The organism is Microbacterium allomyrinae (genome assembly GCF_020682705.1).
In the GTDB taxonomy this organism is placed as follows: Bacteria; Actinomycetota; Actinomycetes; order Actinomycetales; family Microbacteriaceae; genus Microbacterium; species Microbacterium allomyrinae.
Genome location: NZ_JAGTTN010000001.1, coordinates 422,339 through 447,023 on the forward strand (window position 1 = coordinate 422,339; position 24,685 = coordinate 447,023).

General features: G+C 68.9%; 27 protein-coding genes and 1 tRNA gene. 12 read left to right on the top strand and 16 right to left on the bottom strand.

Annotated features, from left to right (window positions below):
* The first annotated feature begins 126 nt into the window (after positions 1–126).
* From KEC57_RS01970 to KEC57_RS01980, 3 genes are all read left to right on the top strand, one after another.
* Complete coding sequence (locus tag KEC57_RS01970) at positions 127–819, top strand: response regulator transcription factor (RefSeq protein WP_229382831.1); 693 nt, start codon at positions 127–129, stop codon at positions 817–819.
* Positions 820–920: 101 nt separating this feature from the next.
* Positions 921–2,612 (top strand): sensor histidine kinase, encoded by a 1,692-nt coding sequence (locus tag KEC57_RS01975; protein ID WP_229382832.1) that lies wholly within the window; start codon positions 921–923, stop codon positions 2,610–2,612.
* Between the two features lie 156 nt (positions 2,613–2,768).
* The gene (locus KEC57_RS01980; protein WP_229382833.1) at positions 2,769–3,056 is read left to right on the top strand and encodes a WXG100 family type VII secretion target; all 288 of its coding nucleotides are present in this window, start codon (positions 2,769–2,771) and stop codon (positions 3,054–3,056) included.
* A gap of 78 nt (positions 3,057–3,134) precedes the next feature.
* Here KEC57_RS01980 and groL read toward each other — a convergent pair whose 3' ends face one another.
* From groL to KEC57_RS02005, 5 genes are all read right to left on the bottom strand, one after another.
* Positions 3,135–4,754, bottom strand: a complete 1,620-nt coding sequence (gene groL / locus KEC57_RS01985; protein ID WP_229382834.1) for a chaperonin GroEL — start codon at positions 4,752–4,754, stop codon at positions 3,135–3,137.
* Positions 4,755–4,952: 198 nt separating this feature from the next.
* Positions 4,953–5,153: a cold-shock protein gene (locus KEC57_RS01990; RefSeq protein WP_229382835.1), complete on the bottom strand. Its 201-nt coding sequence runs from the start codon at positions 5,151–5,153 to the stop codon at positions 4,953–4,955.
* 137 nt (positions 5,154–5,290) lie between these two features.
* Positions 5,291–5,860: a LytR C-terminal domain-containing protein gene (locus tag KEC57_RS01995; protein WP_229382836.1), complete on the bottom strand. Its 570-nt coding sequence runs from the start codon at positions 5,858–5,860 to the stop codon at positions 5,291–5,293.
* Positions 5,861–5,959: 99 nt separating this feature from the next.
* Complete coding sequence (locus KEC57_RS02000) at positions 5,960–6,208, bottom strand: DUF3263 domain-containing protein (RefSeq protein ID WP_229382837.1); 249 nt, start codon at positions 6,206–6,208, stop codon at positions 5,960–5,962.
* 9 nt (positions 6,209–6,217) lie between these two features.
* The gene (locus KEC57_RS02005; protein ID WP_229382838.1) at positions 6,218–7,300 is read right to left on the bottom strand and encodes a DUF2332 domain-containing protein; all 1,083 of its coding nucleotides are present in this window, start codon (positions 7,298–7,300) and stop codon (positions 6,218–6,220) included.
* A gap of 157 nt (positions 7,301–7,457) precedes the next feature.
* Between KEC57_RS02005 and msrB the strand changes: the two genes are divergently transcribed.
* Positions 7,458–7,862 (top strand): peptide-methionine (R)-S-oxide reductase MsrB, encoded by a 405-nt coding sequence (gene msrB, locus KEC57_RS02010; RefSeq protein ID WP_229382839.1) that lies wholly within the window; start codon positions 7,458–7,460, stop codon positions 7,860–7,862.
* Positions 7,862–8,413, top strand: coding sequence for a nitroreductase family protein (locus tag KEC57_RS02015; protein WP_229382840.1), 552 nt, complete (start codon positions 7,862–7,864; stop codon positions 8,411–8,413). Before msrB ends, KEC57_RS02015 begins: the two co-directional genes overlap by 1 nt.
* A 1-nt stretch (position 8,414) precedes the next feature.
* Here KEC57_RS02015 and KEC57_RS02020 read toward each other — a convergent pair whose 3' ends face one another.
* Positions 8,415–9,371, bottom strand: coding sequence for a DMT family transporter (locus KEC57_RS02020; RefSeq protein WP_372456934.1), 957 nt, complete (start codon positions 9,369–9,371; stop codon positions 8,415–8,417).
* 69 nt (positions 9,372–9,440) lie between these two features.
* Here KEC57_RS02020 and KEC57_RS02025 point away from each other — a divergent pair, with 69 nt between their 5' ends.
* Complete coding sequence (locus KEC57_RS02025) at positions 9,441–10,103, top strand: hypothetical protein (RefSeq protein WP_229382841.1); 663 nt, start codon at positions 9,441–9,443, stop codon at positions 10,101–10,103.
* Positions 10,104–10,139: 36 nt separating this feature from the next.
* Here the strand turns inward: KEC57_RS02025 and KEC57_RS02030 are convergent, their stop codons facing one another.
* The 3 genes from KEC57_RS02030 to KEC57_RS02040 form a co-directional block, all read right to left on the bottom strand.
* Positions 10,140–10,685 carry a hypothetical protein gene (locus tag KEC57_RS02030; RefSeq protein ID WP_229382842.1) on the bottom strand — a complete coding sequence of 182 codons (546 nt, stop codon included), beginning with the start codon at positions 10,683–10,685 and terminating at the stop codon, positions 10,140–10,142.
* 158 nt (positions 10,686–10,843) lie between these two features.
* A tRNA-Thr gene (locus tag KEC57_RS02035) sits at positions 10,844–10,919 on the bottom strand.
* Positions 10,920–10,958: 39 nt separating this feature from the next.
* The gene (locus KEC57_RS02040) at positions 10,959–11,933 is read right to left on the bottom strand and encodes a DsbA family protein (protein WP_229382843.1); all 975 of its coding nucleotides are present in this window, start codon (positions 11,931–11,933) and stop codon (positions 10,959–10,961) included.
* 224 nt (positions 11,934–12,157) lie between these two features.
* Here KEC57_RS02040 and KEC57_RS02045 point away from each other — a divergent pair, with 224 nt between their 5' ends.
* Both KEC57_RS02045 and KEC57_RS02050 read left to right on the top strand, forming a co-directional pair.
* Entirely contained in the window at positions 12,158–13,261 is a 1,104-nt protein-coding gene (locus KEC57_RS02045; protein ID WP_229382844.1) for an ABC transporter ATP-binding protein, read from the top strand.
* A 101-nt stretch (positions 13,262–13,362) separates the two neighbouring features.
* Positions 13,363–14,670 carry a DUF4032 domain-containing protein gene (locus KEC57_RS02050; RefSeq protein ID WP_229382845.1) on the top strand — a complete coding sequence of 436 codons (1,308 nt, stop codon included), beginning with the start codon at positions 13,363–13,365 and terminating at the stop codon, positions 14,668–14,670.
* 9 nt (positions 14,671–14,679) lie between these two features.
* On the opposite strand, the gene KEC57_RS02055 is transcribed toward KEC57_RS02050, so the two are convergent.
* From KEC57_RS02055 to cysS, 3 genes are read right to left on the bottom strand one after another with little or no spacing between them, the layout of a single operon-like run.
* Positions 14,680–15,321, bottom strand: coding sequence for an NAD(P)-dependent oxidoreductase (locus KEC57_RS02055; protein ID WP_229382846.1), 642 nt, complete (start codon positions 15,319–15,321; stop codon positions 14,680–14,682).
* A gap of 23 nt (positions 15,322–15,344) precedes the next feature.
* On the bottom strand, positions 15,345–16,337 hold the full coding sequence (gene rlmB / locus KEC57_RS02060; RefSeq protein WP_229382847.1) for a 23S rRNA (guanosine(2251)-2'-O)-methyltransferase RlmB: 993 nt from the start codon (positions 16,335–16,337) through the stop codon (positions 15,345–15,347).
* On the bottom strand, positions 16,330–17,742 hold the full coding sequence (gene cysS / locus KEC57_RS02065) for a cysteine--tRNA ligase (RefSeq protein WP_229382848.1): 1,413 nt from the start codon (positions 17,740–17,742) through the stop codon (positions 16,330–16,332). The genes rlmB and cysS overlap by 8 nt, the downstream gene beginning before the upstream one ends.
* A gap of 97 nt (positions 17,743–17,839) precedes the next feature.
* Between cysS and KEC57_RS02070 the strand changes: the two genes are divergently transcribed.
* Both KEC57_RS02070 and KEC57_RS02075 read left to right on the top strand, forming a co-directional pair.
* Positions 17,840–18,790, top strand: a complete 951-nt coding sequence (locus KEC57_RS02070; RefSeq protein ID WP_229382849.1) for a DMT family transporter — start codon at positions 17,840–17,842, stop codon at positions 18,788–18,790.
* Between the two features lie 35 nt (positions 18,791–18,825).
* On the top strand, positions 18,826–19,320 hold the full coding sequence (locus tag KEC57_RS02075; RefSeq protein WP_229382850.1) for a GNAT family N-acetyltransferase: 495 nt from the start codon (positions 18,826–18,828) through the stop codon (positions 19,318–19,320).
* Positions 19,321–19,360: 40 nt separating this feature from the next.
* Here the strand turns inward: KEC57_RS02075 and ispD are convergent, their stop codons facing one another.
* The gene (gene ispD, locus KEC57_RS02080; protein ID WP_229382851.1) at positions 19,361–20,563 is read right to left on the bottom strand and encodes a 2-C-methyl-D-erythritol 4-phosphate cytidylyltransferase; all 1,203 of its coding nucleotides are present in this window, start codon (positions 20,561–20,563) and stop codon (positions 19,361–19,363) included.
* Positions 20,564–20,585: 22 nt separating this feature from the next.
* Positions 20,586–21,068, bottom strand: coding sequence for a CarD family transcriptional regulator (locus tag KEC57_RS02085; RefSeq protein WP_229382852.1), 483 nt, complete (start codon positions 21,066–21,068; stop codon positions 20,586–20,588).
* 156 nt (positions 21,069–21,224) lie between these two features.
* Here KEC57_RS02085 and KEC57_RS02090 point away from each other — a divergent pair, with 156 nt between their 5' ends.
* A complete protein-coding gene (locus KEC57_RS02090) occupies positions 21,225–21,764 on the top strand; it encodes a DNA modification methylase (protein ID WP_308187553.1) in 540 nt (179 codons plus the stop codon).
* 76 nt (positions 21,765–21,840) lie between these two features.
* Here KEC57_RS02090 and KEC57_RS02095 read toward each other — a convergent pair whose 3' ends face one another.
* Both KEC57_RS02095 and KEC57_RS02100 read right to left on the bottom strand, forming a co-directional pair.
* Positions 21,841–22,524: a response regulator gene (locus tag KEC57_RS02095; protein ID WP_229382853.1), complete on the bottom strand. Its 684-nt coding sequence runs from the start codon at positions 22,522–22,524 to the stop codon at positions 21,841–21,843.
* On the bottom strand, positions 22,521–23,777 hold the full coding sequence (locus KEC57_RS02100) for a sensor histidine kinase (RefSeq protein WP_229382854.1): 1,257 nt from the start codon (positions 23,775–23,777) through the stop codon (positions 22,521–22,523). Before KEC57_RS02100 ends, KEC57_RS02095 begins: the two co-directional genes overlap by 4 nt.
* Positions 23,778–23,943: 166 nt before the next feature.
* On the opposite strand from KEC57_RS02100, the gene phoU reads away from it, so the two are divergent.
* On the top strand, positions 23,944–24,627 hold the full coding sequence (gene phoU, locus KEC57_RS02105) for a phosphate signaling complex protein PhoU (protein WP_229382855.1): 684 nt from the start codon (positions 23,944–23,946) through the stop codon (positions 24,625–24,627).
* Positions 24,628–24,685: the final 58 nt, after the last annotated feature.

A 24,685-nucleotide genomic window follows, 5' to 3' on the forward strand; every position in this document is an offset into this window, starting at 1 on the left:
ACATCCGTTCTCGCACCGCGAGCGGGCCGCTGCTGCGTCGAGGTCCAGGCGGGGAACTCCTGACGATTTCCGTTCGGAATGGCCGATATCCAGCGACGGCATCGGTTCCGCCGACATAATGAGGGCATGACCGCACCGCGCATCCTCGTCGTGGACGACGAGCCGAACATCCGCGACCTGCTCATCACGAGCCTGCGATTCGCCGGGTTCCAGGTCCGCGCCGTCTCCAACGGCGCTCAGACGATCTCCGCCGTCCTCGAGGAGGAACCCGACCTCATCATCCTGGACGTCATGCTGCCCGACATGAACGGGTTCAGCGTGACCAAGCGCCTGCGCGGCGCCGGGTACACCGCGCCGATCCTCTTCCTCACCGCGAAGGATGAGACCGAAGACAAGATCACCGGCCTCAATGCCGGGGGCGACGACTACGTCACCAAGCCGTTCAGCCTCGACGAGATCGTGGCCCGCATCCAGGCGATCCTGCGCCGCACGATGCAGGCCGACGAGGAGTCGGTGATCCGCGCGGGTGAGCTCACGATGGATCAGGACACCCACGACGTCCAGGTCGGCGATGCCAGCATCGATCTGAGCCCCACCGAGTTCAAGCTGCTGCGCTATCTCATGCTCAACCCGAACCGCGTGCTCTCGAAGGCCCAGATCCTCGACCATGTGTGGGAGTACGACTTCAACGGCGATGCCGGCATCGTCGAGAGTTACATCTCGTACCTGCGCCGCAAGATCGATCCCCACTCCTCCGAGCCGCTCATCCAGACCAAGCGCGGCTTCGGCTACATGCTGAAGGCCGGCAAGCCCGCCTAGAGCGGAAGAAGCAAGGGGACGACCTGGCGCACAAGCCCGACGCGGTCACCCGGTGGTGGCGCGGGACGAGCCTGCGCGCGAAGGTCACCGGGGTCACTGTCGTGCTCCTGGCGGTCGGACTCCTCGTCGCGGGATTCGGGACGGCTGTGTTCCTGCGCACCGCTCTTGTCGCGGGCGTCGATACACAAGTCGAAGCCCTGGCCAGCACCGAAGCCGCAGCGCCTCTGCTCGACTTCTCGGTCTCGGACGGCAGACTGATCGTCCGCCCGAAGGAGGACGCCCCGTCGGTCGACTACTTCGTCGCGGTGTACGACCCCCTTGACGGCGCGCTCCTTGCGCTCGCCGGCGGCCGCGGAGGCCCCACGCCGGTGGTGCCCGATATCTATCCTCTCGACAAGGGCCAGGCCGATGAGCTCAAACCCGTCACTCTCGCCTCGAACGACGGCGAGGATGAGTTCCGGGCGACCGTCGCCGTTCAGGAGTTCGCCGATGCGGGCATCCTGTACACCCAGCTGGTAGCGGTGCCGCTCGCGTCAGTCAATCGCACCATCGCCAACTACATCGGCATCTACAGCATCCTCGCGATCCTGATCCTCCTGCTCGGAGCGATCGCAACCCGAGGGCTCGTCACGCTCACCTTCCGCAGCCTCGGCCAGGTGGAGTCCACGGCCGACGCGATCGCGTCGGGCGACTTCGGTCTGAGAATGACCGACATCGAGCCGACGACGACCGAGGTCGGGCGGCTCAAGACCGCGATCAACGCGATGCTCGGACGCGTGGATGCCGCCATCTCTCAGCGCGACGCCACGGTGCGCCAGATGCGGCGCTTCATCGGCGACGCCAGCCATGAGCTGCGCACCCCATTGGTGACCGTGCGCGGGTACGCGGAGCTGTACCGCATGGGCGCGATCCGCGGCGAAGACGATGTCGCGCAGTCGATGGAGCGCATCGAGAAGGAAGCCATCCGGATGGGGCTCCTCGTCGAGGATCTCCTGGCGCTCGCTCGTCTCGACGAACGGCGAGATGTGGTCATCACGGCCGTCGACCTTCGTCCGGTGGCGAGGGATGCCGCGCTCGACGTCCGCGCCGCATCACCGCAGCGCCCGGTGACCGTCATCGACACCACGAGCGAACCGACCGACCAGCCTCCGCCGGTGGATGAGGACGAGACGTCCGTCGATCCCGATCCGAAGCGGCGCGGCAACGGACCCTCGGCCATCTCTCGGGCCGGGGCGACGCTGTCATTGCTGCGTCGCCGCCCGAAGCCGCTGCCGGCGATGACCGCGACAGGCACCGGCGACGCCGAGCTTCCTCCGATCCTCCCGACGCCCGATCCGGTACCTGCCGGCGATGCGCCGCTGCCGATCGTGCTGGGTGACGAGAACCGCATCCGCCAGGTCGTCACCAACCTCCTCGGCAACGCGCGCCGGTTCACCGCCGAGGACTCTCCGATCGAGCTTCGCGTCGGCGTCGACAGCGCGGCGCGAACCGGTTGGATCGAAGTCATCGACCACGGCGAAGGCGTTCCCGATCAGATCAAGGAGAAGATCTTCCAGCGCTTCTGGCGCGCCGACAACTCCCGCACGCGCGAGACCGGCGGGTCGGGACTCGGACTCTCGATCGTCGCCTCCATCGTCGAGGCACTGCACGGATCCGTTTCGGTGCGCGACTCCGACGGCGGCGGCGCGACATTCCGCGTCGCGTTCCCTCTTGCGGAGGGACTGGATGCCGCGGAGCACCTCGACATCCAGACACAGCCGCTCGCGCGCCCCCGGCCGTCGGACACACTGTAGGCACGAGGCCGGGGCCTGTGTCCTGGCTCCTCCCCAACGGTGCTCCGCGCGGCGATCTCCACTGGTTCGCCCGGCCGCCTGCGCCAGACATGCGAGCGCTTCTAGCGTGATCGGTGAAGGGGCGCGGCGACCGGCCGACCCCTCGAAGGGAGCAAAATGGCAGTCTTCTCCGTCGACAGCGACGCGGTCCTCGCCAGCACCGCGGCAGTGCGCGGCACGATCGACCGGTTGCAGGCCGAGTCCACCTCGATGCTGGCGCAGCTGACTCAGCTGCAGTCGTCATGGACCGGCTCGGCATCGATCGCGTTCCACGGCGTCGTCGATCAGTGGCGCGTGACGCAGCGACAGGTCGAGGAATCGCTCGCGGGCATCAACGCCGCGCTGAGCGCCGCCGGCCGCCAGTACGCCGACACCGAACTGGCCACCGCGAGCCTGTTCCGCTGATCCCCTCGGAACGCAGAACGGCCCCTCCCGAAGGAGGGGCCGTTCTGTGAACGCGTTACGCGGTCGTGGAATTCTGGATCAGAAGTCCATGCCACCGGTCGGGTCGCCGGCGGGAGCCGACGCCTTCTCCGGCTTCTCGGCCACAACGGCCTCGGTGGTGAGGAAGAGACCGGCGATCGACGCGGCGTTCTGCAGCGCCGAGCGGGTCACCTTGGCCGGGTCGATGATGCCCTGTGCGAACAGGTCGCCGTACTCGCCGGTCGCGGCGTTGAGGCCGTGTCCTGCGGGCAGCTCCGACACCTTGTTCGCCACGACACCGGGCTCGAGACCGGCGTTGAGTGCGATCTGCTTCAGCGGAGCCTCGATGGCGACGCGCACGATGTTCGCACCGGTCGCCTCGTCACCCGTGAGCTCGAGAGCGTCGAGGGCCTTGCGACCCGACTGGATGAGCGCGACGCCACCACCGGGGACGATGCCCTCCTCGACGGCCGCCTTCGCGTTGCGAACGGCGTCCTCGATGCGGTGCTTGCGCTCCTTGAGCTCGACCTCGGTCGCCGCACCCGCCTTGATGACGGCCACGCCGCCCGCGAGCTTGGCGAGGCGCTCCTGCAGCTTCTCGCGGTCGTAGTCACTGTCGGTGTTGTCGATCTCGCGACGGATCTGCGTGACGCGACCCTCGAGCTGTGCGGGGTCGCCGGCACCCTCGATGATCGTGGTCTCGTCCTTGGTGACGATGACCTTGCGCGCACGGCCGAGCAGGTCGAGGGTGGCGTTCTCGAGCTTGAGTCCGACCTCCTCAGTGACGACCTGGCCACCCGTGAGGATCGCGATGTCCTGCAGCTGAGCCTTGCGGCGGTCGCCGAACCCGGGAGCCTTGACGGCGACCGACTTGAAGATGCCGCGGATCTTGTTGAGCACGAGAGTCGCGAGAGCCTCGCCCTCGACGTCCTCGGCGATGATGACGAGCTCCTTGCCGTCCTGGATCACCTTGTCGACGATGGGCAGAAGATCCTTGATGTTCGAGATCTTCTGGTTCGCGATGAGGATGTATGCGTCCTCGAAGACCGCCTCCTGGCGCTCCGGGTCCGTCACGAAGTACGGGTTGATGTACCCCTTGTCGAAGCGCATGCCCTCGGTGAGCTCGAGCTCGGTGCCGAAGGTCTGCGACTCCTCGACGGTGACGACACCCTCCTTGCCGACCTTGTCGATCGCCTCGGCGATGAGCTGGCCGATCTCGGGGTCTGCAGCCGAGATCGAAGCGGTCGCGGCGATCTGGTCCTTGGACTCGACCGGCTTTGCGCTCGCCAGCAGTTCGGCGGTGATGGCCGTGACGGCCTTCTCGATGCCCTTCTTGAGGCTGATGGGGTCGGCGCCGGCCGCGACGTTGCGCAGGCCCTCACGCACGAGCGCCTGAGCGAGAACGGTGGCGGTGGTCGTACCGTCGCCCGCGACGTCGTCGGTCTTCTTGGCGACCTCCTTGACGAGCTCCGCGCCGATCTTCTCGTACGGGTCGTCCAGCTCGATCTCCTTGGCGATCGAAACGCCGTCATTGGTGATCGTGGGGGCGCCCCACTTCTTTTCGAGCACGACGTTGCGACCGCGGGGGCCGAGCGTCACCTTGACAGCGTCAGCCAGGATGTTGAGGCCGCGCTCGAGGCCGCGACGGGCCTCTTCGTCGAAAGCGATGATCTTTGCCATGTGTGTGTCGTCCCTCCGGAACGTTGGCTTCTGGGTATTAGCACTCAACGAAGGTGAGTGCTAATACATTCTGGCACTCGCCCCTATCGAGTGCAAGCCACGGGGAAGGTTGCTGAAACGAACGGAAACGGGATGCCGACGCGGCATCCCGTTTCCCGATTCGATCCGACGCTCTACGTCGGGCGCGATCCCCTGCTGTCAGACGACGCGCACCGACTCCGCCTGCGGGCCCTTCTGGCCCGAACCGACCGTGAACTCCACGGTCTGGCCCTCTTCGAGGACGCGGAACCCGTTCATGTCGATGTTGGAGTAGTGAACGAAGACATCTTGGCCGTCGGTGACGGTGATGAAACCGAAACCCTTCTCGGCGTTGAACCACTTCACGGTGCCCTGAGTCATGCAGAATCTCCTGTTGCCTGGCGGTACTGGGCTTCATCGTATTCACGGCAGAACCGGCCGATCGCGCGGTTCGTCACTTGTTGACACGCTTGCACTCAAGTGTTTACCGGCGTGAAACACACCCCTGTGGGCAGGCGTCAGGGAGTGGGCGCAGGGGTCTGGCCGGCCGCGGTGCGATCGAGGCCGATGACCACCGTCAGTTGCGAAGACTCCGGATCTGCCGACGGATAGGCGTCGCTCTGCTCGGTCGCCGCTCCGCCGATGACCTGCGCAAGGCCGGCCGCGGCCGCCTCGTCCTCGGCGTTCACGTAGAACACCGTCGTCTCGGCGAAGTCCTGCGAACCCGCCTCGCCTGCCTGGACGTCGTCGGCGAGCCATCCCGCACCCACCACCACGTCCTTCATCTGCGTCGCGAGTCCCTGCTCGGGCGTCGCGTTGAGGATGAGGACGTCGAAGGTCGTGTCGACCACCGGAGTGACCTCGGGAATCGGCTCGACGGTCGGCGTCGGCTCAGGGAAGAGGTCGATGCGACCGGCCGCGAGCAGGGTGCCGAAGATGCCGACGGCGATGAGGACGATGGTGGCCAGCGCAGCCCACAGCAGCACGACCCAGCCCCGCATGCGGGGGTTCTCGGCTCGATGGGCGCCGACGCGGTCCGTGTCAGGAAGCTCGTCGAAGCGATCCCGGGGGAAGGTCGTTCGGGGCACCCGATGATGTTACCGGGCGAACTCCTGAGGAACCTGCGTGCGGCGGCGGGTCGGCGATGTCGGCGGGCACCCGCCCATCGATGGCGGCATCAGCCGCCGTCAGTGTGCGTCTGCGGTGCGGCTGGAGCGGGCCGCCGTGCGCGCGTCCCGCAGGCGGCGCAGCCGCTTGACCAGCATCGGATCGTGCTGCTGCGCATCGGTCGTGTCGATGAGCCGACCGAGCAGCTGGTAGTACCTGGCGGGCGACAGCCCGAGCTCGGCGCGGATCGCCTCCTCCTTGACCCCCGCGTGCCTGCGCCACTCGGCCTCGAAGTCGAGGAGGGCGCGGTCGCGGTCACTGAGGGGCACGATTCCACGCTAGCCCGCGGCATCCGTCCTGCCCGCACGCCACTCCACGAACGCGCCCAACGGGTCGACGGCGGCGAGGGGGTCGCCGTTTCGACCGAGGACGAAGCCGCTCCACGCGGCCGGATCGATCGGAGGATTCCAGGTTCCGTACGGTCCGAGAGCGCCGTGCAGACCCGGCGGATCGATCGAGATCCACACCGCCTCGAGCGTGCGCAACGTCTGGATGAGCCGATCTCGACCCGCCCGCGGGATGTGCGGGAGAACTCCGGGCGTCGTCACGACGAGCGTCGCGCCCGCAGGTGCTCCAGACGCGATCTTCCGCAGGACCGCGGGTTCGGAGGCGTCGCCGGCATGCAGCAGCGGCGGCTCGGCGGCCGCGATGTCGAGCGCGGCCTCGATCCTCGCTTCGCGTCCCCGCTCCCCCGGCCATACGAGGCTGGTGAGGAATCGCCGGTCACCCGGGTCTGCGGCATCCAGGGGGGCAAGATCGATCCCCGCACGCCACACCACTTCGGGCATCCGCAGGGGCGGATCTCCCGCAACCTCGCATTCCAGCACGACGGACGAGACCCCCGTCGCCGGATCGAGCGCGGTCACCCGTGCGCCGGCACGATCGCGGAACCGGTACGAGTAGCGGTCGGGGTACAGGCAGAGCCCGGCGCTCGCGCCGATCTCGAGCAGCGCGAGCGGCCCTTCGATCTCGGCGAGCGCCGGAAGAAGCGCGGCGCACCGGAGCGGCTCATTCGTCTGGAGACTGCGGCGGGATGCCTCCGCCACGACATCGTCGGCGTGTTCACGGACCCATTCGCGCCACGTGGCGTAGTCCGCCTCGGGGGCTCCGAGCAGGCGGGTCACGGCGAACACGAGAGGAGGCTGACGCCGAGTCTCGGGAATGCGGCCGAGGATCTCTGCCACGCTCGGATCGGCGGCCACTCCTGCCGCCCATTCGGCGTACAGGGCGGACCGCCCCGCCGCCTCGTCACGCGCGAACCTCGCGTACCGGTCGGCGGCGGACGCCGTCGCGACCCCGCGCCCCGAGGCTCCGTGCGGCGCGCCGGCGGCGGGAGGAGCGGGAGCGGGGACATTTCCCATCCGGTCATCTTTGCGCATCGACCGCTCTCACGGGCAACGTGCAGGCGCGAGGGCGCGGGCACGCCCCGGCTGGGGTTGAATGGAGGTGAGCGGTCTCGTCGCGCCGGATGGACGGGTGCCTCCGGAGCATCCGCTCGTCCGTGCAGAGGAGAATCCCATGACGTACGCGGTTGACAAGTCGGATGCGCAATGGCGCGACGAGCTGAGCCCGGAGCAGTACGCGGTGCTGCGCGAAGCGGGCACCGAGCGCGCGTGGACCGGCGAACTGCTCGACGAACACCGCGCCGGCCTCTACACGTGCGCCGCATGCGGCGCGGAGCTGTTCCAGAGCGGTACCAAGTTCGACTCGCACTGTGGCTGGCCGAGCTTCTACGAATCGATCCGCCCCGAAGCGGTCGAGTTGATCGACGACACCAGCCACGGGATGGTCCGCACCGAGGTGCGCTGCGCCGCATGCGGCTCGCACCTGGGCCACGTCTTCCCCGACGGCTTCGGCACGCCGACCGGCGACCGCTACTGCATGAACTCGCTCTCGCTGGAGTTCACGGCGGAAGGCGAGTGATGTCGAGCGCACTGGAGGCGATGCAGGAGCGCCGCTCGTGGTCCAAGGTCACCGATGACGCCCCCACGCACGCGGAGCTGCTCGAGCTGGTCGCGGCGGCCGGCCGGGTCGCCGACCATTCGTCGATGCACCCGTGGCGCCTCATCGAGCTGCGCGGCGCAGATCGAGTGCGTCTCGCGCGCGCGATCGGCAAGGCGGAAGGCGACAAGGGACCGTCGTCGAAGCCGCTGCGTGCGCCGCTGCTGATTGCGATCGTGGCGACCTTCCGCAAGAGTGACAAAGTGCCGCGGTGGGAGCAGGAGGCCGTTGCCTCGGGCGTCGCGCATGCCCTCAGCCTGCTGCTGGACGAAGCAGGCTGGGGCGTGTTCTGGCGCACCGGGCACTACACCCGGGCCAAGGCCGTCGCGAAGGCGCATGGCCTGGCGAAGAACGAAGAACTGCTGGGCTGGCTCTACGTGGGCGGCAAACCGTCCCGCAGCCGTGCGGGACGCCGCAAGACGATCGAGGCGCGCAAGTACGTCTCACGGATGCCGAAGCCCTCGAAGGACTGACTCAGCGGGTGCGTCGGCGGCGCCAGGGCACGGCGGCGACCACGACCGATGCCAGGGCCACCGTCACCATGACGACCTGCTGCGCGAGCGCCGGGCTGGCCGGCGCAGGCCACAGCAGGTCGAGCAGCAGCGACGTGAGCAACTGGCCGACGACTGCTCCGAGCCCCAGCAGCAGCACGCCCGTGTACTGCACCACCGCTGCTCCGAGCGCGATGTAGACGACACCGAGCGCGCCGCCGACGTAGAGCCACGGATCGGAGGGGAGAGATGCGGGCGGACCGGCGACGATGAGGTGGATGGCCGCCGCGATCACGAGCAGCACCGTGCCGCCCGCGAAATTCACGAACGTCGCCGTCAGCGGCGTCCGCACGCGCTGACGCAGGCGCCCATTGGTCGCCTGCTGCCACGCGATCCCCATGCCGGCGAAGAACGGCAACGCGATCATCCACAGCGGCACATCCGACAGACCGCCGCCGCCCAGCGCGATCGCGACGGCGACGAGCGCCAGGACGCCGCCCATCAGCCGCGGCACGGTCACTGCGACCGTACCGGCCGGTCCGTAGCCGATACGGTCCAGCACGAGTCCGTTCACGGTCTGACCCGCCACGACACCGACGGTGAACAGCGAGACCCCGATGAGCCCGACCGCCAGGCCCTGCGTCGCCACCGTGAGCGCGCCGGCCGCTCCGCCGGCGAGCATCCACCACGGAATGCTCCGCGTGCGCACTCCGGTCACCAGAAGAGAGAAGCCCGCGCGGCCCGACGGAAGAACGGCCGACAGCACGATGAGGATCACGAGACCCGACCCGAACGACACCACCGCCGCCGCGAACCCGTCTTCGAGGCGCACACCGAGCTCCCCGTTGACGCGGGCCTGTGCTGCGGTCATGACCCCGATCGCCACGGCCGCGCCGAGCGCGATCCAGGTGGGCATGCGTCGCTCGGTCACTCGTCCCATCTTGCCCTGCGCGTGCGCGCCCCGCCGACCGTCCGCGGCGGGCAGCGGACGCTGCGGTTACCCTGGAGCGTGGCCGTCTCCGCTCGCACTCGCAGGCTCCTCACGTGGCTGCCTGCCGCCATCCTGGTGCTCGTCATCGCCGGGGTGGTGTTCGCGTCCTTCGCGATCCAGGAGTCGTGGTGGACGCAGGAGAACCCCGCCGCCTCGGTCGACCAGAAGGCCTCGGACGGCTCCAGCATGCTCACCGACGCGGGATTCGATTACGCCAACGTCGAGGGTGTCGTCCGCGTGCGCGTCGGCGAAGGCGGGCTCTCGGCCACCGAACTGGGACTGCCCATCGACGGCGAGAAGACCGCCGACTTCCGCCGGCCGCTACGCGCCGTGATCGCGAGCGGCGACGCGGTGCATGTGCTCGACGACATCGCCGGCCTCACCGCGACCTCGCAGGGCGACGAGCTCGTCGAGGTGTCGCTGCGCCCCGACGTCGTGCAGGGCTGGTCGGGCGCGATCGGGTACCTGCAGGCGCTCGCTCGCGATTTCGGATGGGATGCCGCGCAGCTCGACTCGCTCGAGACCGAGATCTCCGAGTTCAATCGTGCAGGCGAGGGTGAAACCTTCACGGCGACGATCGGGCCCGGCACGACCGGCGACGCGACGGTGACCGCCACCCTCGTGTTCGACCGTGCGAGCGGAGCGACCCCCGTGCTGATCACGTTCGCTCCTGCAGGCTGACCGCGCGCGTTCGCGAGCGGGGAGCGCTGGCTCGGATCAATTCACTCGAGCCGGCAGCATGCGCGACAGCGAGGATGCGAGGTCGTTGAACTCCTGATCGCTGATCGGGCGACGGAACAGGGAGTCTGCGCTCACGGGCACGAAGCCGACGCACGCCATTTCACCCTGCTGGATCCATCGGACCCAGATACGGGGGAACAAGCGATCGCTGTCGACTCGAACGTCCACGCCCGGCGTCCCCCGGTCGATCCTCTTTGCGCGAGACAGCATCGCGTCGAATTTCAGCGGGCGACCACCGATCGGTCTCTTGAGTTCCCAGAACTCCACCGCGTCGTCCGTGACCCGCATCCCGACGAACGAATGGGGCGACTCGCTGCCGAAGCGCAACTGAGTGAAAATCCCTTCGGGAGCGAACGTGCCGCCCGCGAGTAAGCCGACCACACAAATCCCCTGCGAGCTAGCCGACGTCATCGCTGACCGCAGCCGGATGCGCCATCGGCGGGCTTGCAGCGTAAGCGGCGCGACGATCACGATCGCGAAGAGCACACCGAGTCCGGCAGCGGCGACTCCGGCGATCTCCATTGTGCTGGCTCCCTACCCGCGGTCGCGACTCCGCGGTTCGAGAGTCCGGCGGACACCTCACGATAGCCGTGGAGGTTCCGCGCGTGAACCGCGGAAAGCGAATATCTGGGCGAGGCTTGGGGCTGTCGGAGAAGAACCAGACCAGACCATGCCGATTCTGGAGCCGACTGCGGGACTCGAACCCGCAACCCCCTAATTACAAGTTAGGTGCGCTACCAATTGCGCCAAGCCGGCAAGGCGCCCAGTCTACCGGCGCTCGTCCCCCTGCTCGTGTCAGGGAGTCGGGGTGGCGGTCGGAGTCGGCGTCGCCTTGTAGTACGAGTCGCTCGAGACCGTGAGCACGAACTGGGCGAACTCCTTGGGGTCGTCCAGGGCGCCGACGTACTGCGTGCCGTTGACGAGCACCATCGGAGTGCTGGTGAGCGCGACGCCGTCGGTGCCGGGCAGTTCCTTCAGCGCACGCTCGGTGGCCGTCTTCGCCCACGAGGCGTACGACTGCTCCTCGATGCACGAGCGCACGACCTTGGGGCCGTCCAGGCCCACGCCGATCGCGAGAGCGGCGAGCTCACTGTCGGTGAGGCCGTCCGAGTCGACGTCAGGCTGCTCGACGAGCAGGGCGTTGTTGAACGCGAAGAAATAGTCGGGCGAGTGCTGGGCAACGCACGCGGCGGCGTTGGCCGCGCGGAGCGAGTACTTCGTGCCGTTGGACTTCGCGGTGAGCATCGCGACCGGATAGTACGTGAGAGTCGCGGCGTCCTCGGCGACCCATTTCGACAACTGCTGCACATTCGCGATCTGGAAATCGCGCGAACCGGTCGAGAGGTAGTCCACATACACGCGGATGTCCACGGCCGGCACCTCGGTGGCGGTGGCGGTGGCGGTGGGCGTCGGCTCGGTCGCCTCTGCCGCCACATCACCCTCGGGTGAAGGAGTCGCCGCCTCGCCGCCCAGGATCGAGCCGTTCGCACCGGTCTGCTCGGACGTGACCCCGGCACCGGTGACGCCGGTGATCATGAAGCCGTAGTCCACGCCGTTGGCCGGGCTCATCGTCGGCTTCGATGCGCTGGACGAGACCGTCCACGTCACCACGACAGCGATCACGGCCACGACGGCCACGATCGCGACCGCCAGCGTCGAGCGCAGGATCAGGCGATCGCGGGACTGGCGCGCCTGCACCTGCTGCGCCTTCTCACGCACCGCGTCGCGGCGCTCGCTGGACGCGGCGTTCGGTGACTCGTCGCTCGACATGGAACCTCTCGGACGGATTTGGGCCGGTGGATCGGCGGGGGCCGCACGGGAAAGCGGCCGTCCACGATGCTAGCCAGCCACCCTGGGAAATGCCCAGACGCAACCTCCAGGCACGCCGTGTCATACTGTTTTCTGCGCCCGATGAAGGGCGTGCGGGCAAGCCCCCGCTCATTCCATCACTACGGATCGTCCGGCACGTACCTGCCGGTGAAGGAGAAGAAAACATGGCGTCAGTCACGTTCGACAACGCAACCCGTCTGTACCCCGGCGGCACCCGCCCCGCGGTCGACAAGCTGAACCTCGAAGTCGCCGACGGCGAATTCCTCGTTCTCGTCGGCCCCTCCGGCTGTGGCAAGTCCACGTCGCTGCGCATGCTGGCCGGCCTCGAAGAGGTCAACGCCGGCCGCATCCTCATCGGAGATCGCGACGTCACCGACGTCCCGCCGAAGGACCGCGACATCGCGATGGTCTTCCAGAACTACGCGCTGTACCCGCACATGACGGTCGCCGAGAACATGGGCTTCGCGCTCAAGATCGCCGGCGTCGGCAAGGACGAGCGCGCCACGCGCGTTCTCGAGGCGGCCAAGCTCCTCGACCTCGAGGACTACCTGACCCGCAAGCCGAAGGCGCTCTCCGGTGGCCAGCGTCAGCGCGTCGCGATGGGCCGCGCGATCGTCCGCCAGCCGCAGGTGTTCCTCATGGACGAGCCGCTGTCGAACCTCGACGCCAAGCTCCGTGTGCAGACCCGCACCCAGATCGCTTCGCTGCAGCGGCGCCTCGGCGTCACCACGGTCTACGTCACGCACGACCAGACCGAGGCGCTCACCATGGGCGACCGCATCGCCGTGCTCAAGGACGGTCTGCTGCAGCAGGTCGGCACCCCGCGCGACCTGTACGAGACCCCGAACAACGTGTTCGTCGCTGGCTTCATCGGCTCGCCCGCGATGAACCTGTTCCCGGCGCACCTCGCCGAGGGCGGGGTTCAGTTCGGGGACACGGTCGTGGGCATCGAGGCCGACACGCTCGGCAAGGCGCACGGCAGCGATGTCACCATCGGCGTCCGTCCCGAGGACATCATCGTGGCTCCCGAGAACGGCAAGGGCCTCTCGGTCATCGTCGACCTCGTCGAAGAGCTCGGCGCCGACGGCTACCTGTACGGCCACGCCGATGTGAACGGCAAGCGCACCGACATCGTCGCCCGCGTCGACGGTCGTCGTCACCCGAACGCCGGCGACAGCGTCGTGCTCGCACCGGTCCCCGGTCACGTGCACGTGTTCGACGTCGAGTCGGGCGAGCGCCTCACCGACAAGGCCATCGCCGCGGCGTAAGCGGTAAGTCGCGACGGCGCGGGTGGGAATCCTCCCCCCGCGCCGTCGCGCTTTTCTGTCCGGCCCTGAACAACACCGTCGCGCAACGTGAGGAAGTGACCGTGCCAGACGCACTGAGCATCACCGCGAGCAGTGTCGATCCGGGTCTGCTGACCCTGCCGTGGTCCACACCGCTCGCCGACTGGCCGTCGAGCAGCATCGTCTATCTGCCCAAGGGCATCTCACGGCACCTGGTGCGTTTCGCGAACCTGTCCGGCCGAGTCGTGGCGGTCAAAGAGACGACCGAGGCCATGGCACGCCGCGAGTACGACATGCTCGGCAACCTGGATCGCCTGGACGTGCCGTGCGTGCAGCGCGTGGCGGTGATCGCCGGGCGCAAGGATGCCGACGGCGACCCGCTTCCGGCAGTGCTGGTGACCGCGCACCTGAAGTTCTCCCTGCCGTACCGAGCGCTGTTCACGCAGGTGCTGCGACCCGACACGGCCACGCGCCTCGTCGATGCGCTCGCGGCTCTCCTGGTGCGTCTGCACAACGTGGGCTTCTTCTGGGGCGACGTGTCGCTGTCGAACACGCTCTTCCGCCGCGACGCCGGCGCCTTCGCTGCATACCTCGTCGATGCCGAGACGGGCGAGCTGCACGAGAGCGGTCTGACGCCTGGCCAGCGCGCTCACGACCTGGATGTCGCCCGCACCAACATCGCCGGCGAGATCATGGATCTCGAAGCCGGCGGCCGGCTCGAAGGCGGCGTGGACGCGGTCGCGATCGCCGACGGCATCGTGTCGTCGTACCACTCGCTGTGGGCCGCGCTCACCGATACCGAGACGTTCCGCGCCGATGAGGCATGGCGCCTCACGAAGCGCGTGCAGCGGCTGAACGAGCTCGGATTCGACATCGGCGAGATGTCGATCCAGACGACGGCCGACGGCACGAAGGTGTCGATCCAGCCGAAGGTCGTCGATGCCGGACACCATCAGCGGCGCCTGTTGCGGCTGACGGGCCTGGATGTCGAAGAGAACCAGGCGAGGCGCCTGCTCAACGATCTCGACGAGTTCCGCGCCCGCATCTCCCGGCTCGGCGACGACGAGGAGATGGTCGCGCACGAGTGGGTGACGCGCGTGTTCGAACCGGTGGTGAAGGCGATCCCGTGGGATCTGCGCGCGAAGCTCGAGCCCGCCGAGGTCTTCCACCAGCTGCTCGAGCACCGCTGGTACCTCTCGCAGGCGAAGGGCAAGTCCGTCCCCCTCGCAGAGGCCCTCTCGAGCTACATCGACGACGTGCTGCGGCACCGCCGCGATGAGGCGACCCTGATGGGTCCCCCGACCGAGACGATGTCGCTGCCGGTGATCACGTCGAGCGTCCCCGTCGTCGACGACGACGAGGACGACATCGACTGGCGCGATCTCGTCTGAGCGACCCGGTCAGTACCCGACCGTGAACCGCTCGCGCGAGTGCTTCGGCTGCTCGATCTCGTCGAGCACGGCGACGGCGAGGTCGGCGCCCGAGATGTAGGAGTCGCCTGCGGCGTCGGTGACGAGCACGTCGCCGCCGTCGCGGTAGCTTCCTGTCCGCTCGCCGGGGTTCCAGACTCCGAACCCGCCGGCGGGGTGGACGTAGAACCAGTCGCGCGCGGCCGAGCCTCCTTCGAGGTCGTCCAGCACACCGATCGCCTCGAGCGATTCCGGCTTGTACTCCGGGGTGAACGAATCCTGATCGACGAGACGCTCGCCGTCCGGTGCGATGAGGCTGCCGCCCGCGCCGCCGATGACGCCGACACGCACGTTCGTGGGCAGCTCGGCGACGAGCTCGGCGATGTTCGGCCGGAGCTGGCCGAGCATGTCGCCGCGGGGGGCGATGGCGCTCACCACGACGTCGACGCCTTCGAGCTCTGCGACGAGGCTCGGCACGTCGAGGATCGTTCCCTCGATGTACGTCGCGCCCTCGACCCGCTCGGCGGGGACCGAGCGGGCTACCGACACCACGGTGTGGCCACGGCTCACCGCCTCGGCGACGATGTTGCTGCCGGCGTAGCCGGTCCCCCCGATGACGGCGATGCGTGCCATGTTCTCCCCTTCGGCGATGACGGTCAGTGGGCGCGCGTCGCGCGCACGGTGGATACCTGGTAGAGCGCGACGGATGCCGCGATCCCGGCGTTCAGCGATTCCGTGGCGCCAGAGATCGGGATCGACACGATCTGGTCGCACGTCTCGGTCACCAGACGCGAGAGGCCCTTGCCCTCGGACCCGACCACGATGACGACGGGCCGGTCGGCCAGCTCGAGCAGCGGCAGCGACACGTCGCCCCCGCCGTCGAGGCCGAGGATGAACACGCCCTGCTTCTTGAATTCCTTGAGCATCGCGGTGAGGTTCGCGGCGAGCGCCACCGGGATCCTCGCGGCGGCGCCGGCGCTCGTCTTCCACGCCGCCGAGTTGACACTCGCCGAACGGCGCTGCGGCACGATCACGCCGTGCCCGCCGAAAGCGGCCGTCGAGCGGATGATCGCGCCCAGGTTGCGCGGGTCGGTGATTCCGTCGAGTGCCACGAAGAGCGGCGTCTCGTCGGCGTCGATGACCTTCTCCAGCAGGTCCTGCGGGTGCGCATACTCGTAGGGCGGAACCTTGAGCGCGACGCCCTGGTGCACGCCGTCGAATCCGGCCATGCGATCCAGCTCCGGGCGCGTGACCTCGAGAACGGGAATGCTGCGGTGCGTCGCGATCGACAGCATCTCTTTGACGCGGTCATCCATCTCGACGCGCTGCGCGATGTAGAACGCTGTTGCGGGGATCTTGGCCCGCAGCGCCTCGAGCACGGAGTTGCGGCCGGTGACCGTCTCGGTGTCGTCTTCCTTCTTCGCGGGCCGCGACGAGCGGGGCGCAGTCTGCCCGGGCTTGCCCTTGCCTCCTGCAGCCGCGTAGCGCTCGGACGCCGCCTTGCGCTTGCCGGCGGGGTGCCACGCGCGGTCCTCGGCCTTGGGGGTCGGCCCCCGGCCTTCGAGGGACCGCTTGTTCTTGCCGCCGGTGCCCTTGGTGGGGCCCTTCTTGTTGCCCTTGCTTGCGCCGGGGCGTCCTGGCTTAGCCATTGATACTCCAATGTGTCCCATCGGGACCGTCTTCGAGGGCGATGCCGGCCGCCGCGATCGCGTCGCGGATGCGGTCGGCTGCCGCCCAGTCTTTCGCGGCGCGCGCCTCGGCACGCTGCGTGATCATCGTCTGCACGAGGGCGTCCAGAGCGGTTGCCTCCGCCACGTCTCCCCCACTGCCTGAAAGCTGCTCGAATCCGAGCAGCCGGGTCATCGCATCGACGGCGGTGAAGGCATCCCATGCCGCCCCCGTGTCGCCGGCGTCGATCGCCGCGTTCCCGCGTCGTACGGTGTCATGGAGCACGGCGAGGGCCTGCGGCACGCCGAGGTCGTCGTCCAGCGCTGCGGCGAAGGCCTCGGGGATCTGCCCGATCGCCGTATCGTCGGGCGCGCCCGCGAGACTGCGGCGGACGCGCTCGATGAACGTCGCGATCCGCTCGAGTGCCGCCTCGGCCTCGTCGAACGTCGAGTCGGTGATGTCGAGGCTGGAACGGTAGTGCGCCGCGGCGAGCGCGTAGCGCACGACAAGCGGGTCGCGCTCGCTCAGCACATCGTCGGCGAGGAGGAAGTTGAACAGCGACTTCGACATCTTCTGCGAGCCGACCGTCACCAGGCCGTTGTGCACCCAGTACCGGGCGAAGCCGTCACCGGCCGCCGTCGACTGCGCCAGTTCGTTCTCGTGGTGCGGGAACCGCAGGTCGAGGCCGCCGCCGTGGATATCGAAATCGGCACCGAGGTAGCGGCGCGACATCGCGGAGCACTCGATGTGCCAGCCGGGGCGGCCGGCGCCCCACGCGGACTCCCAGGTCGCCGACGAGGGCTCACCGGACTTGGCGCCCTTCCACAGCGCGAAATCGCGAGGGTCGCGCTTGCCGCGCGGATCCGCGTCGGTCGCGGGCTCCATCGCGTCGAGCGACTGGTTGGTGAGCGAACCGTAGTCCGGCCAGGACCGGACGTCGAAGTAGACGTCGCCGGCGGCTTCGGAGCCGGCGGGCGCCGCGTAGGCGTGGCCGGCATCGATCAGGCGTTGGATGATCTCCTGCATCTGCGGGATGGACGCGGTCGCGCGCGGCTCGTAGGTCGGCGGAAGGATGCCGATCGCCGTGTAGGCGCGGGTGAACTCCTGTTCCATCCGGTACGCGAGCGCCCACCACGGCTCGCTGTCGTCCGCATTGGCGAGCACCTTGTCGTCGATGTCGGTGACGTTGCGGACGAACGTAACGCGGCCATACCGGTGCGAGAGCCAGCGGCGGAGGATGTCGAAGCTCAGCGCGCCGCGGAGGTGCCCGATGTGGGGCCCGGACTGCACGGTCGGTCCGCACACGTAGATCGTGACGTTCGCGGGGTCGATCGGCACGAAGTCGCGCAGGACCTGCGCCTTGGTGTCGTAGAGCTGAACCGTCACCGCACCAGCCTACCGGCGGGCGCCTGTGCGTCCGGAGTACGACCGGCAGGCGGGCACGGCTGGGTCGAAGCTCGGTCGAACCGGTACAACTAGGAGCGTGCTGCACGTTCTCGCCGTCCTCGCCGCCGCTGTGCTGTTCGGCACCACCGGCACGTCCCAGGCGCTGGGCCCCGACGGGACGACCCCGCTCTCGATCGGCGTCATGCGGATGGTCATCGGCGGCACCGGCCTGGCGCTGATCGCATTCCCGCTGGCCGCACGCCATGCGCGCCGCGTGGCGACCGGCTCGGCGAACGCCGCCGGAGTACCGCGACCCTGGCTGGGCGCCGGCCCGCTCGCGCTCATGGTGCTGACCGGCCTGTGCCTGGCGATCTACCAGCCGCTCTTCTTCCTCGGCACCGACCGCAACGGCGTCGCCGTCGGAACGGTGGTCGCCCTCGGATCGGCGCCCATCCTCGCGGGTCTGCTCGAGTGGGCGCTCACCCGACGGATGCCGACCCCGACGTGGATGGGAGCGACGGCGCTCGCGACGCTCGGCGTGATCCTCCTCGGCTTCGGCGGCGAGGCGGGCGGCACCGGGGGCACCGATCCGCTGGGACTGCTGGGCTCGGTCGGGGCGGGAGCCTCGTTCGCCGTCATCGCGAACGCGCAGCGCCGGCTCCTGGATCAGGGCTGGGACCCGTTCACGGTCGTCGGGGCGATGGGGGCGAGCGCGGCGCTGCTCTGCGTCTTCGCGATCCCGTTCGTCGACCTCGCGTGGCTTGCCACTCCCCGCGGGCTGGTGATGGCGCTGTGGCTGGGCCTGGCGACGATCTCGATCGCCTACGTGATGTTCACCTGGGGGCTGAGCGGCCTCACCGCGGCGACGGCGGCGACTCTGACCCTGGGCGAGCCGCTGACGGCGAGCATCCTCGGCATCACAGTGCTCGGCGAGCGCCTGTCACCGCTGGCGATCGGCGGACTCATCGTGCTGGCCGCAGGCCTCGCGCTGCTGGCGTGGGGATCGCGCGCACCACGCGACCCGGCTCCGTTCGCCGTCGAAGGCTGAGCCGGGAGCGCCCCGGTCCGCGAAACGTGGCGGCAATGACCACATGGCACACTGGCCGTGCCATGCCGCACGCGATCGAGATCCGCCCCGACGACCTCACGGATGAGGCGAGCCGCCGCCTCGTCGCTCTGCATATCGCGGGGATGCACGACACGTCACCCGCCGAGAGCATGCACGCGCTCGATGTCGACGCGCTCCGGCATCCGTCGATCTCGATCTGGTCAGCCTGGATCGACGGGGAGCTCGCGGGCATCGGCGCGTTGAAGTCGCTCGACGAGCGGCGGGGCGAGCTCAAGTCGATGCGCGTCGACGACCGGTTCCTCGGCTACGGGGTGGGCCGCGCGCTGCTGCGGCACATCGTCACGGAGGCGCGGGATCGCGGAATGACGGGGCTCTGGCTCGAAACGGGGACGGCCGAGGAGTTCGTCCCCGCACAGCGGCTGTACGAGAGCGAGGGCTTCGCGAACTGCGGGCCGTTCGAGGACTACGTGCTCGACTCGTTCTCGGTCTTCATGACCCGGGCGCTCTGACCGCGCGCCTCACGCCGAGACGCTCACGCACCCCGCGGGCTCAGGCGGGGACGACGAGAGCGACCGCGAAGGCAGCGACACCGTCGCCGTGTCCGGTGAACCCCAGACCGTCGGTCGTGGTCGCCGAGACCGACACCGGCGCACCGCCGAGCGCCGCCGAGAGCGTCCGCTCGGCCTCGGCGCGTCGCACCGCGAAACGCGGACGGTTGGCCTGCACCTGCACCGAGACGTTGCCGACCCGCCAGCCCGCCTCGCCGAGGATGCCGACGGTGCGCGAGAGGAAAGCCTCGGCGTGCGCGCCGGCGTACTCGGGGTGGTCGGTGCCGAAGTGGGTGCCGATGTCTCCGAGACCGGCCGCGGCCAGCAGCGCATCGACGATCGCGTGGGCGACGGCATCGCCGTCGGAGTGCCCCGACAAGGCCGGCTCGTTCGGCCATTCCAGTCCGGCCAGCCACAGCGATCCTTCGCCGCCGAACGCGTGCACGTCGGTGCCGATGCCCACTCGCGGGATGGGGGCGGTGCGTTCGAGGCGCGCCGGCGCCGCGACGGGAGCGGGCGCCACGAGATGCCGGGCCCGCTCGAGATCTGCGGCGGTGGTGATCTTGAAGGCGAGCGGATGCCCCGGCACGGCCGCGACGGAATATCCGGCTTCGGCGACGAGGGCCGCGTCGTCGGTGAACTCCCTGCCCGCGGAGACATATGCCGCGTCGAGCACGTCTCGACGGAAGCCCTGCGGTGTCTGCGCCGCCGACAGTTCCGAGCGATCGACGGCTCCCACGACGACCGACTCCGAGACGCGCTTGATCGTGTCGATCACCGGGAGCACCGGCACAACGCCGGCCGCACCGCCCTGAACGGCCGCGGCCACCCGGGCGAACACCTCGGGCGGGGTCAGCGCTCGTGCGGCGTCGTGCACGAGGACAGTGTCGATATCGGCCCACAGCGCTTTGAGCCCCGCGGCCACCGACGCTTGACGCGAGGTGCCTCCGGGCACGACCGACACGAGGTCGCGGCGGTCGCCCGCGGCATCCAGCGCCTCGGTGAGCGCATCACCGACCCGTGATTCCGGCGCCACGATCACGACCTGCGCGGAGGGTGCCGCGAAGACGCCCTCGAGCGCATGGCGCAGGATCGTTCGACCGTCGATCCCGACGAACGCCTTGGGAGCGCCCGCTCCCAAGCGCGTGCCGGAACCGGCGGCGACGACGATGACTCCGACGTGGGGAACGGGAGTGATGCTCACCCGTTCACGCTACCGGTGCGTGTCAGCTGGCGAGAACCTCGTCGAGGATCACGCCGGCGCGCTCCTCATCGGTCTTCTCCGCGAGCGCGAGCTCGGAGATGAGGATCTGCTTCGCCTTCGCGAGCATGCGCTTCTCACCTGCCGACAGACCGCGATCCTGATCGCGGCGCCAGAGATCGCGCACGACCTCGCTCACCTTGATCACATCGCCGGAGGCGAGCTTCTCGAGGTTGGCCTTGTACCGGCGGGACCAGTTGGTCGGCTCCTCGGTGAAGGGGGCGCGCAACACTTCGAAGACCTTGTCCAGGCCTTCTTTTCCGATCACATCACGAACGCCGACCAGATCGACATTCTCAGCGGGAACCTCGATGATCAGGTCGCCTTGCGTGACGTTGAGCTTCAGATATCTCTTCGTCTCGCCCTTGATGATCCGGTCTTTGACCTCGATGATCGTTGCCGCGCCGTGGTGGGGGTAAACGACCGTCTCGCCAACCTCAAAAAGCATGGAGTTATGTCCTTTCGGCAACCTCCAGGATACCACAGGAGAAATACGCTAAGGTTCTCCGCCCTCCGGTCGGTCCGTGCCCACGGTGCCGCTCCGCGCGCGCGTCTGCGAGCCCCTAGAATGCCTAAGAAGCCGTCATCCGTCCTGGGAGGATCTGTGATTTCGATACACCGCCGTGGCGGTTCGACACCCGGCCGTTTCGGGGCGGCACTCGATCCGAGGAAGCCGCGGCTCGTCGCGTCGCTGGCCATCGGAGCCGCGCTCGTCGTCGGCACCACCGGCTGCAGCATGATCTCGCCGCAGGCGACCACGATCGGCTACGCCGCCGCAGAGGGCGTCAACGTGCCCGACGAGTCGGGTCCGCTCGAAGTGCGCAATGCGCAGATCGTCGCGAACGAAGACGGCTCTGAGGGCAACTTCGTCGCCGCCGTCATCAATCGCACCGACGAGTCCCACACGCTGACCATCGAGCTGGGCGAGGGGTCCTCGGTGATCCCGCTCACCCTCCGCGTGCCCGCCGGCGCCACGATCAGCCTCGGCGCCGACGGCGAAGAGCCGCTGCTCGTCGAAGGACTCGACACCCCGCCCGGCGCCGACATCGTCGGATTCTTCCAGTCGGGCGACGGCACCGGCGTGCTGGTCTCCGTGCCCGTCCTCGACGGCGCGCTCGACTACCTCGCACCGCTCGCGCCCTGACGGGCGAGAACGACCGCAGACACGAGAAGGGGCGCCCCGCCGGGGCGCCCCTTCTGTCGTCTCCGCGTCGCTGCCGTCAGCCTTCGAAGCGGTAGCCGAGGCCGCGTACGGTGACCAGCATCGTGGGGGAGCTCGGATTCGCCTCGATGCGAGAGCGGATGCGCTTGATGTGCACGTCGAGGGTCTTGGTGTCGCCGAAGTAGTCACTCCCCCAGACGCGGTCGATCAGCTGCCCGCGCGTGAGCACGCGACCGGCGTTGCGCATGAGCACTTCGAGCAGCTCGAATTCCTTGAGTGGCATGTTGATCTCGCCGCCGTCGACGGCGACGGTGTGGCGGTCGATGTCGAGAACGACGCGTCCGCCTTCCAGCACTCGGTCCTCGAGGTCGGCGTCGATCTGCGAGAGCCGTCGCAGCACCGCCCGCATGCGGGCGAGCAGCTCGCGCGCCGAGTACGGCTTGGTCACGTAGTCGTCGGCGCCCAGCTCGAGCCCCACGACGATGTCGACCTCGGAGTCCTTGGCGGTCAGCATGATGATCGGCACGGCCGAGGTGGTGCGGATCTGACGGCAGACCTCGGTCCCCGGCATCCCGGGGAGCATGAGGTCCAGCAGCACGATGTCGGAACCACGCTCGCGAAAGGCGGCCATAGCGGCCGGGCCGTCCTCGGCGATCTCGACCTCGTATCCCTCGCGGCGAAGCAGATAGGCGAGCGGGTCGGCGAGGTCTGGCTCGTCCTCCACGATCAGGACGCGAGTCATACGGTGTCTCCGTTCGTCAGGGTCGCAGAACCCGTAGGCGCTGCGGGGGTCTTGGGGGCGGCGGACCGCGGGGGCGAGGCGGTCGCCGGACGCTTCTTCTTGCGGCCGCGCTTGGGCACCGGCTCGCCGACCGGCGCCTCGATCTGCGGAAGGCGGATCGTGAAGGTCGAACCGCGGCCGGGCCGTGACCACAGGCGCACATCGCCTCCGTGCCGCTGCACCGCGTGCTTCACGATCGACAGGCCGAGGCCGCTGCCGCCGGTGCGGCGGGCGCGGGCCGGGTCGGCACGGTAGAAGCGCTCGAAGATGCGATCCTGGTCGCCTTCTGCGATGCCGATGCCTCGGTCCGTGACGGCGATCTCGATGATGCCGTCGGCGGCCTTCACGCCGACGCCGACGCTCGATCCGCGCGTCGAGTACGCGATCGCATTGGCGATGAGATTGCCGACGGCCTCGCTGAGCACCTGCGCGTCTCCGCGCACATACAGTCCGCGCAGCCCGCCGCGCACCACGTCGACCCCCGCGGAGTCCGCCTGGATCGCGTGGGCGTCGAGTGCGGATGCCACGACCTCGTCGATCGCGACGTCGCGCAGCGTCAGCTCGTCGGCCGCCTGCAGGCGCGACAGGTTCATGATGCGCGATGTGAGCAGTGCGAGCCGGGCCGCCTCGGCCGACAGGCGCGCGGTGAAGATGCGCACCTGCGGCGGATCGTCGGCGGCGGACTCGATGGCCTCGGCGAGCAGGCTCACCGCTCCGACCGGGGTCTTCAGCTCGTGACTCGTGTTCGCGACGAAGTCGCGGCGCATCTCTTCGACGCGTTCGCGCTCGGTGATGTCGCGGAGAACGAGCAGCGTCAACCGCGGCGAGATGCGGGTCGCGCGCACCACGACGAGGCGGGGCTCGGCGGGAGGTGCTCCTCGGCGCAGGCGCAGCGTCTCGGTCTCGGGCGCATCGGCGGTCCGGGCGGTCCGCGCGACGGCGCGCAGCTCATCCGTGGGCAGCGAACGTCCCTCGATGAGGTCGAAGGGGACGGCCGCGGCGGAGGCGGCGAGAACCGTGGACGACGCGTCGACGACGACGGCCGCGTCATCCATTCCGTGCAGTACCTCGCGCACTCCGTCGGGGATCTGAAGCGATGTCTCCACCCGCGCGTTGTCACGCGCTCGCAGCGCCGCGACGATGATCGCCGAGATCGAGCCGCCGATGAGGATTCCCACGAAGAGGGCGAGCAGCGCAAGCTGCGTCGTGTCCATAGGACCAGCGTACGGGCAGGCCGACGACGCAGCCGGACCGCGAGAGCGAGTGCGGGACCGCGGCCCGCTACTATTCACCGCGGCGGCACCATCCGTTAACCTTCGCTGGCGACAATCACGGAGGCGCGGGGCGGTTGCCTGCCCGAAATCACGAAAGGTGCGTCCGATGCGCGAAGTCTTCCATCAGTCTCTCGAGGACGTGCAGGGCCGTCTCGTCGAGATCGCCGAGCTCGTCACCATCGCCATCGACAAGGCGACGCGAGCGTTCGGCACGAGCGATGTGGGACTCGCCGAGGAGGTCATCGAGGCCGACTCCATCATCGACGAGAAGGCGATCGCCCTCGACGAGCTCGCGATCGAGATCCTCGCCCGCCAGCAGCCGGTCGCCCGTGACCTGCGCATCGTGGTGAGCGCACTGCGCATGAGCGCCTCGCTCGAGCGCATGGGCGACATCGCCGAGCACATCGCGCAACTCACCCGCATGCGCTTCCCCGAGCGGGCGATCCCCAAGGGCCTCAAGTCGACGTTCCTGAAGATGGGCGAACTCGACGTCGAGGTCGCCCGTCAGCTCACCGAGCTGCTGCGCACGCAGGACCTCGCCATCACCGAGGAGATCCGCAACGCCGACGACGACATCGACGACCTGCACGTCTCGGTGTTCGAGAAGGTGCTCAGCGACAGCTGGCAGGGCGAGGCGTCGGCGACCGTCGACGCGACGCTCGCGAGCCGCTACCACGAGCGCTTCGCGGATCACGCCGTCTCTGTCGCCAAGAAGGTCGCCTATCTGTCGACCGGCGACTGGACTCCGGCGACAGACACGATCGAGATCGTCGTCGGGCCGACGCAGTAGTCGCACAACGCGCGAAAGAGCGGATGCCTCGATGAGGCATCCGCTCTTTCGATATCTG

Bases quoted from the DNA above. Each gene is read 5' to 3' on its own strand.
- KEC57_RS01970 (WP_229382831.1), top strand. From the start codon at position 127: ATGACCGCACCGCGCATCCTCGTCGTGGACGACGAGCCGAACATCCGC.
- KEC57_RS01980 (WP_229382833.1), top strand. From the start codon at position 2,769: ATGGCAGTCTTCTCCGTCGACAGCGACGCGGTCCTCGCCAGCACCGCG.
- groL (WP_229382834.1), bottom strand. From the start codon at position 4,754: ATGGCAAAGATCATCGCTTTCGACGAAGAGGCCCGTCGCGGCCTCGAG.
- KEC57_RS01990 (WP_229382835.1), bottom strand. From the start codon at position 5,153: ATGACTCAGGGCACCGTGAAGTGGTTCAACGCCGAGAAGGGTTTCGGT.
- KEC57_RS02005 (WP_229382838.1), bottom strand. From the start codon at position 7,300: ATGGGAAATGTCCCCGCTCCCGCTCCTCCCGCCGCCGGCGCGCCGCAC.
- msrB (WP_229382839.1), top strand. From the start codon at position 7,458: ATGACGTACGCGGTTGACAAGTCGGATGCGCAATGGCGCGACGAGCTG.
- KEC57_RS02015 (WP_229382840.1), top strand. From the start codon at position 7,862: ATGTCGAGCGCACTGGAGGCGATGCAGGAGCGCCGCTCGTGGTCCAAG.
- KEC57_RS02020 (WP_372456934.1), bottom strand. From the start codon at position 9,371: ATGGGACGAGTGACCGAGCGACGCATGCCCACCTGGATCGCGCTCGGC.
- KEC57_RS02030 (WP_229382842.1), bottom strand. From the start codon at position 10,685: ATGGAGATCGCCGGAGTCGCCGCTGCCGGACTCGGTGTGCTCTTCGCG.
- KEC57_RS02040 (WP_229382843.1), bottom strand. From the start codon at position 11,933: ATGTCGAGCGACGAGTCACCGAACGCCGCGTCCAGCGAGCGCCGCGAC.
- KEC57_RS02045 (WP_229382844.1), top strand. From the start codon at position 12,158: ATGGCGTCAGTCACGTTCGACAACGCAACCCGTCTGTACCCCGGCGGC.
- KEC57_RS02055 (WP_229382846.1), bottom strand. From the start codon at position 15,321: ATGGCACGCATCGCCGTCATCGGGGGGACCGGCTACGCCGGCAGCAAC.
- rlmB (WP_229382847.1), bottom strand. From the start codon at position 16,337: ATGGCTAAGCCAGGACGCCCCGGCGCAAGCAAGGGCAACAAGAAGGGC.
- KEC57_RS02075 (WP_229382850.1), top strand. From the start codon at position 18,826: ATGACCACATGGCACACTGGCCGTGCCATGCCGCACGCGATCGAGATC.
- KEC57_RS02085 (WP_229382852.1), bottom strand. From the start codon at position 21,068: ATGCTTTTTGAGGTTGGCGAGACGGTCGTTTACCCCCACCACGGCGCG.
- KEC57_RS02095 (WP_229382853.1), bottom strand. From the start codon at position 22,524: ATGACTCGCGTCCTGATCGTGGAGGACGAGCCAGACCTCGCCGACCCG.
- KEC57_RS02100 (WP_229382854.1), bottom strand. From the start codon at position 23,777: ATGGACACGACGCAGCTTGCGCTGCTCGCCCTCTTCGTGGGAATCCTC.
- phoU (WP_229382855.1), top strand. From the start codon at position 23,944: ATGCGCGAAGTCTTCCATCAGTCTCTCGAGGACGTGCAGGGCCGTCTC.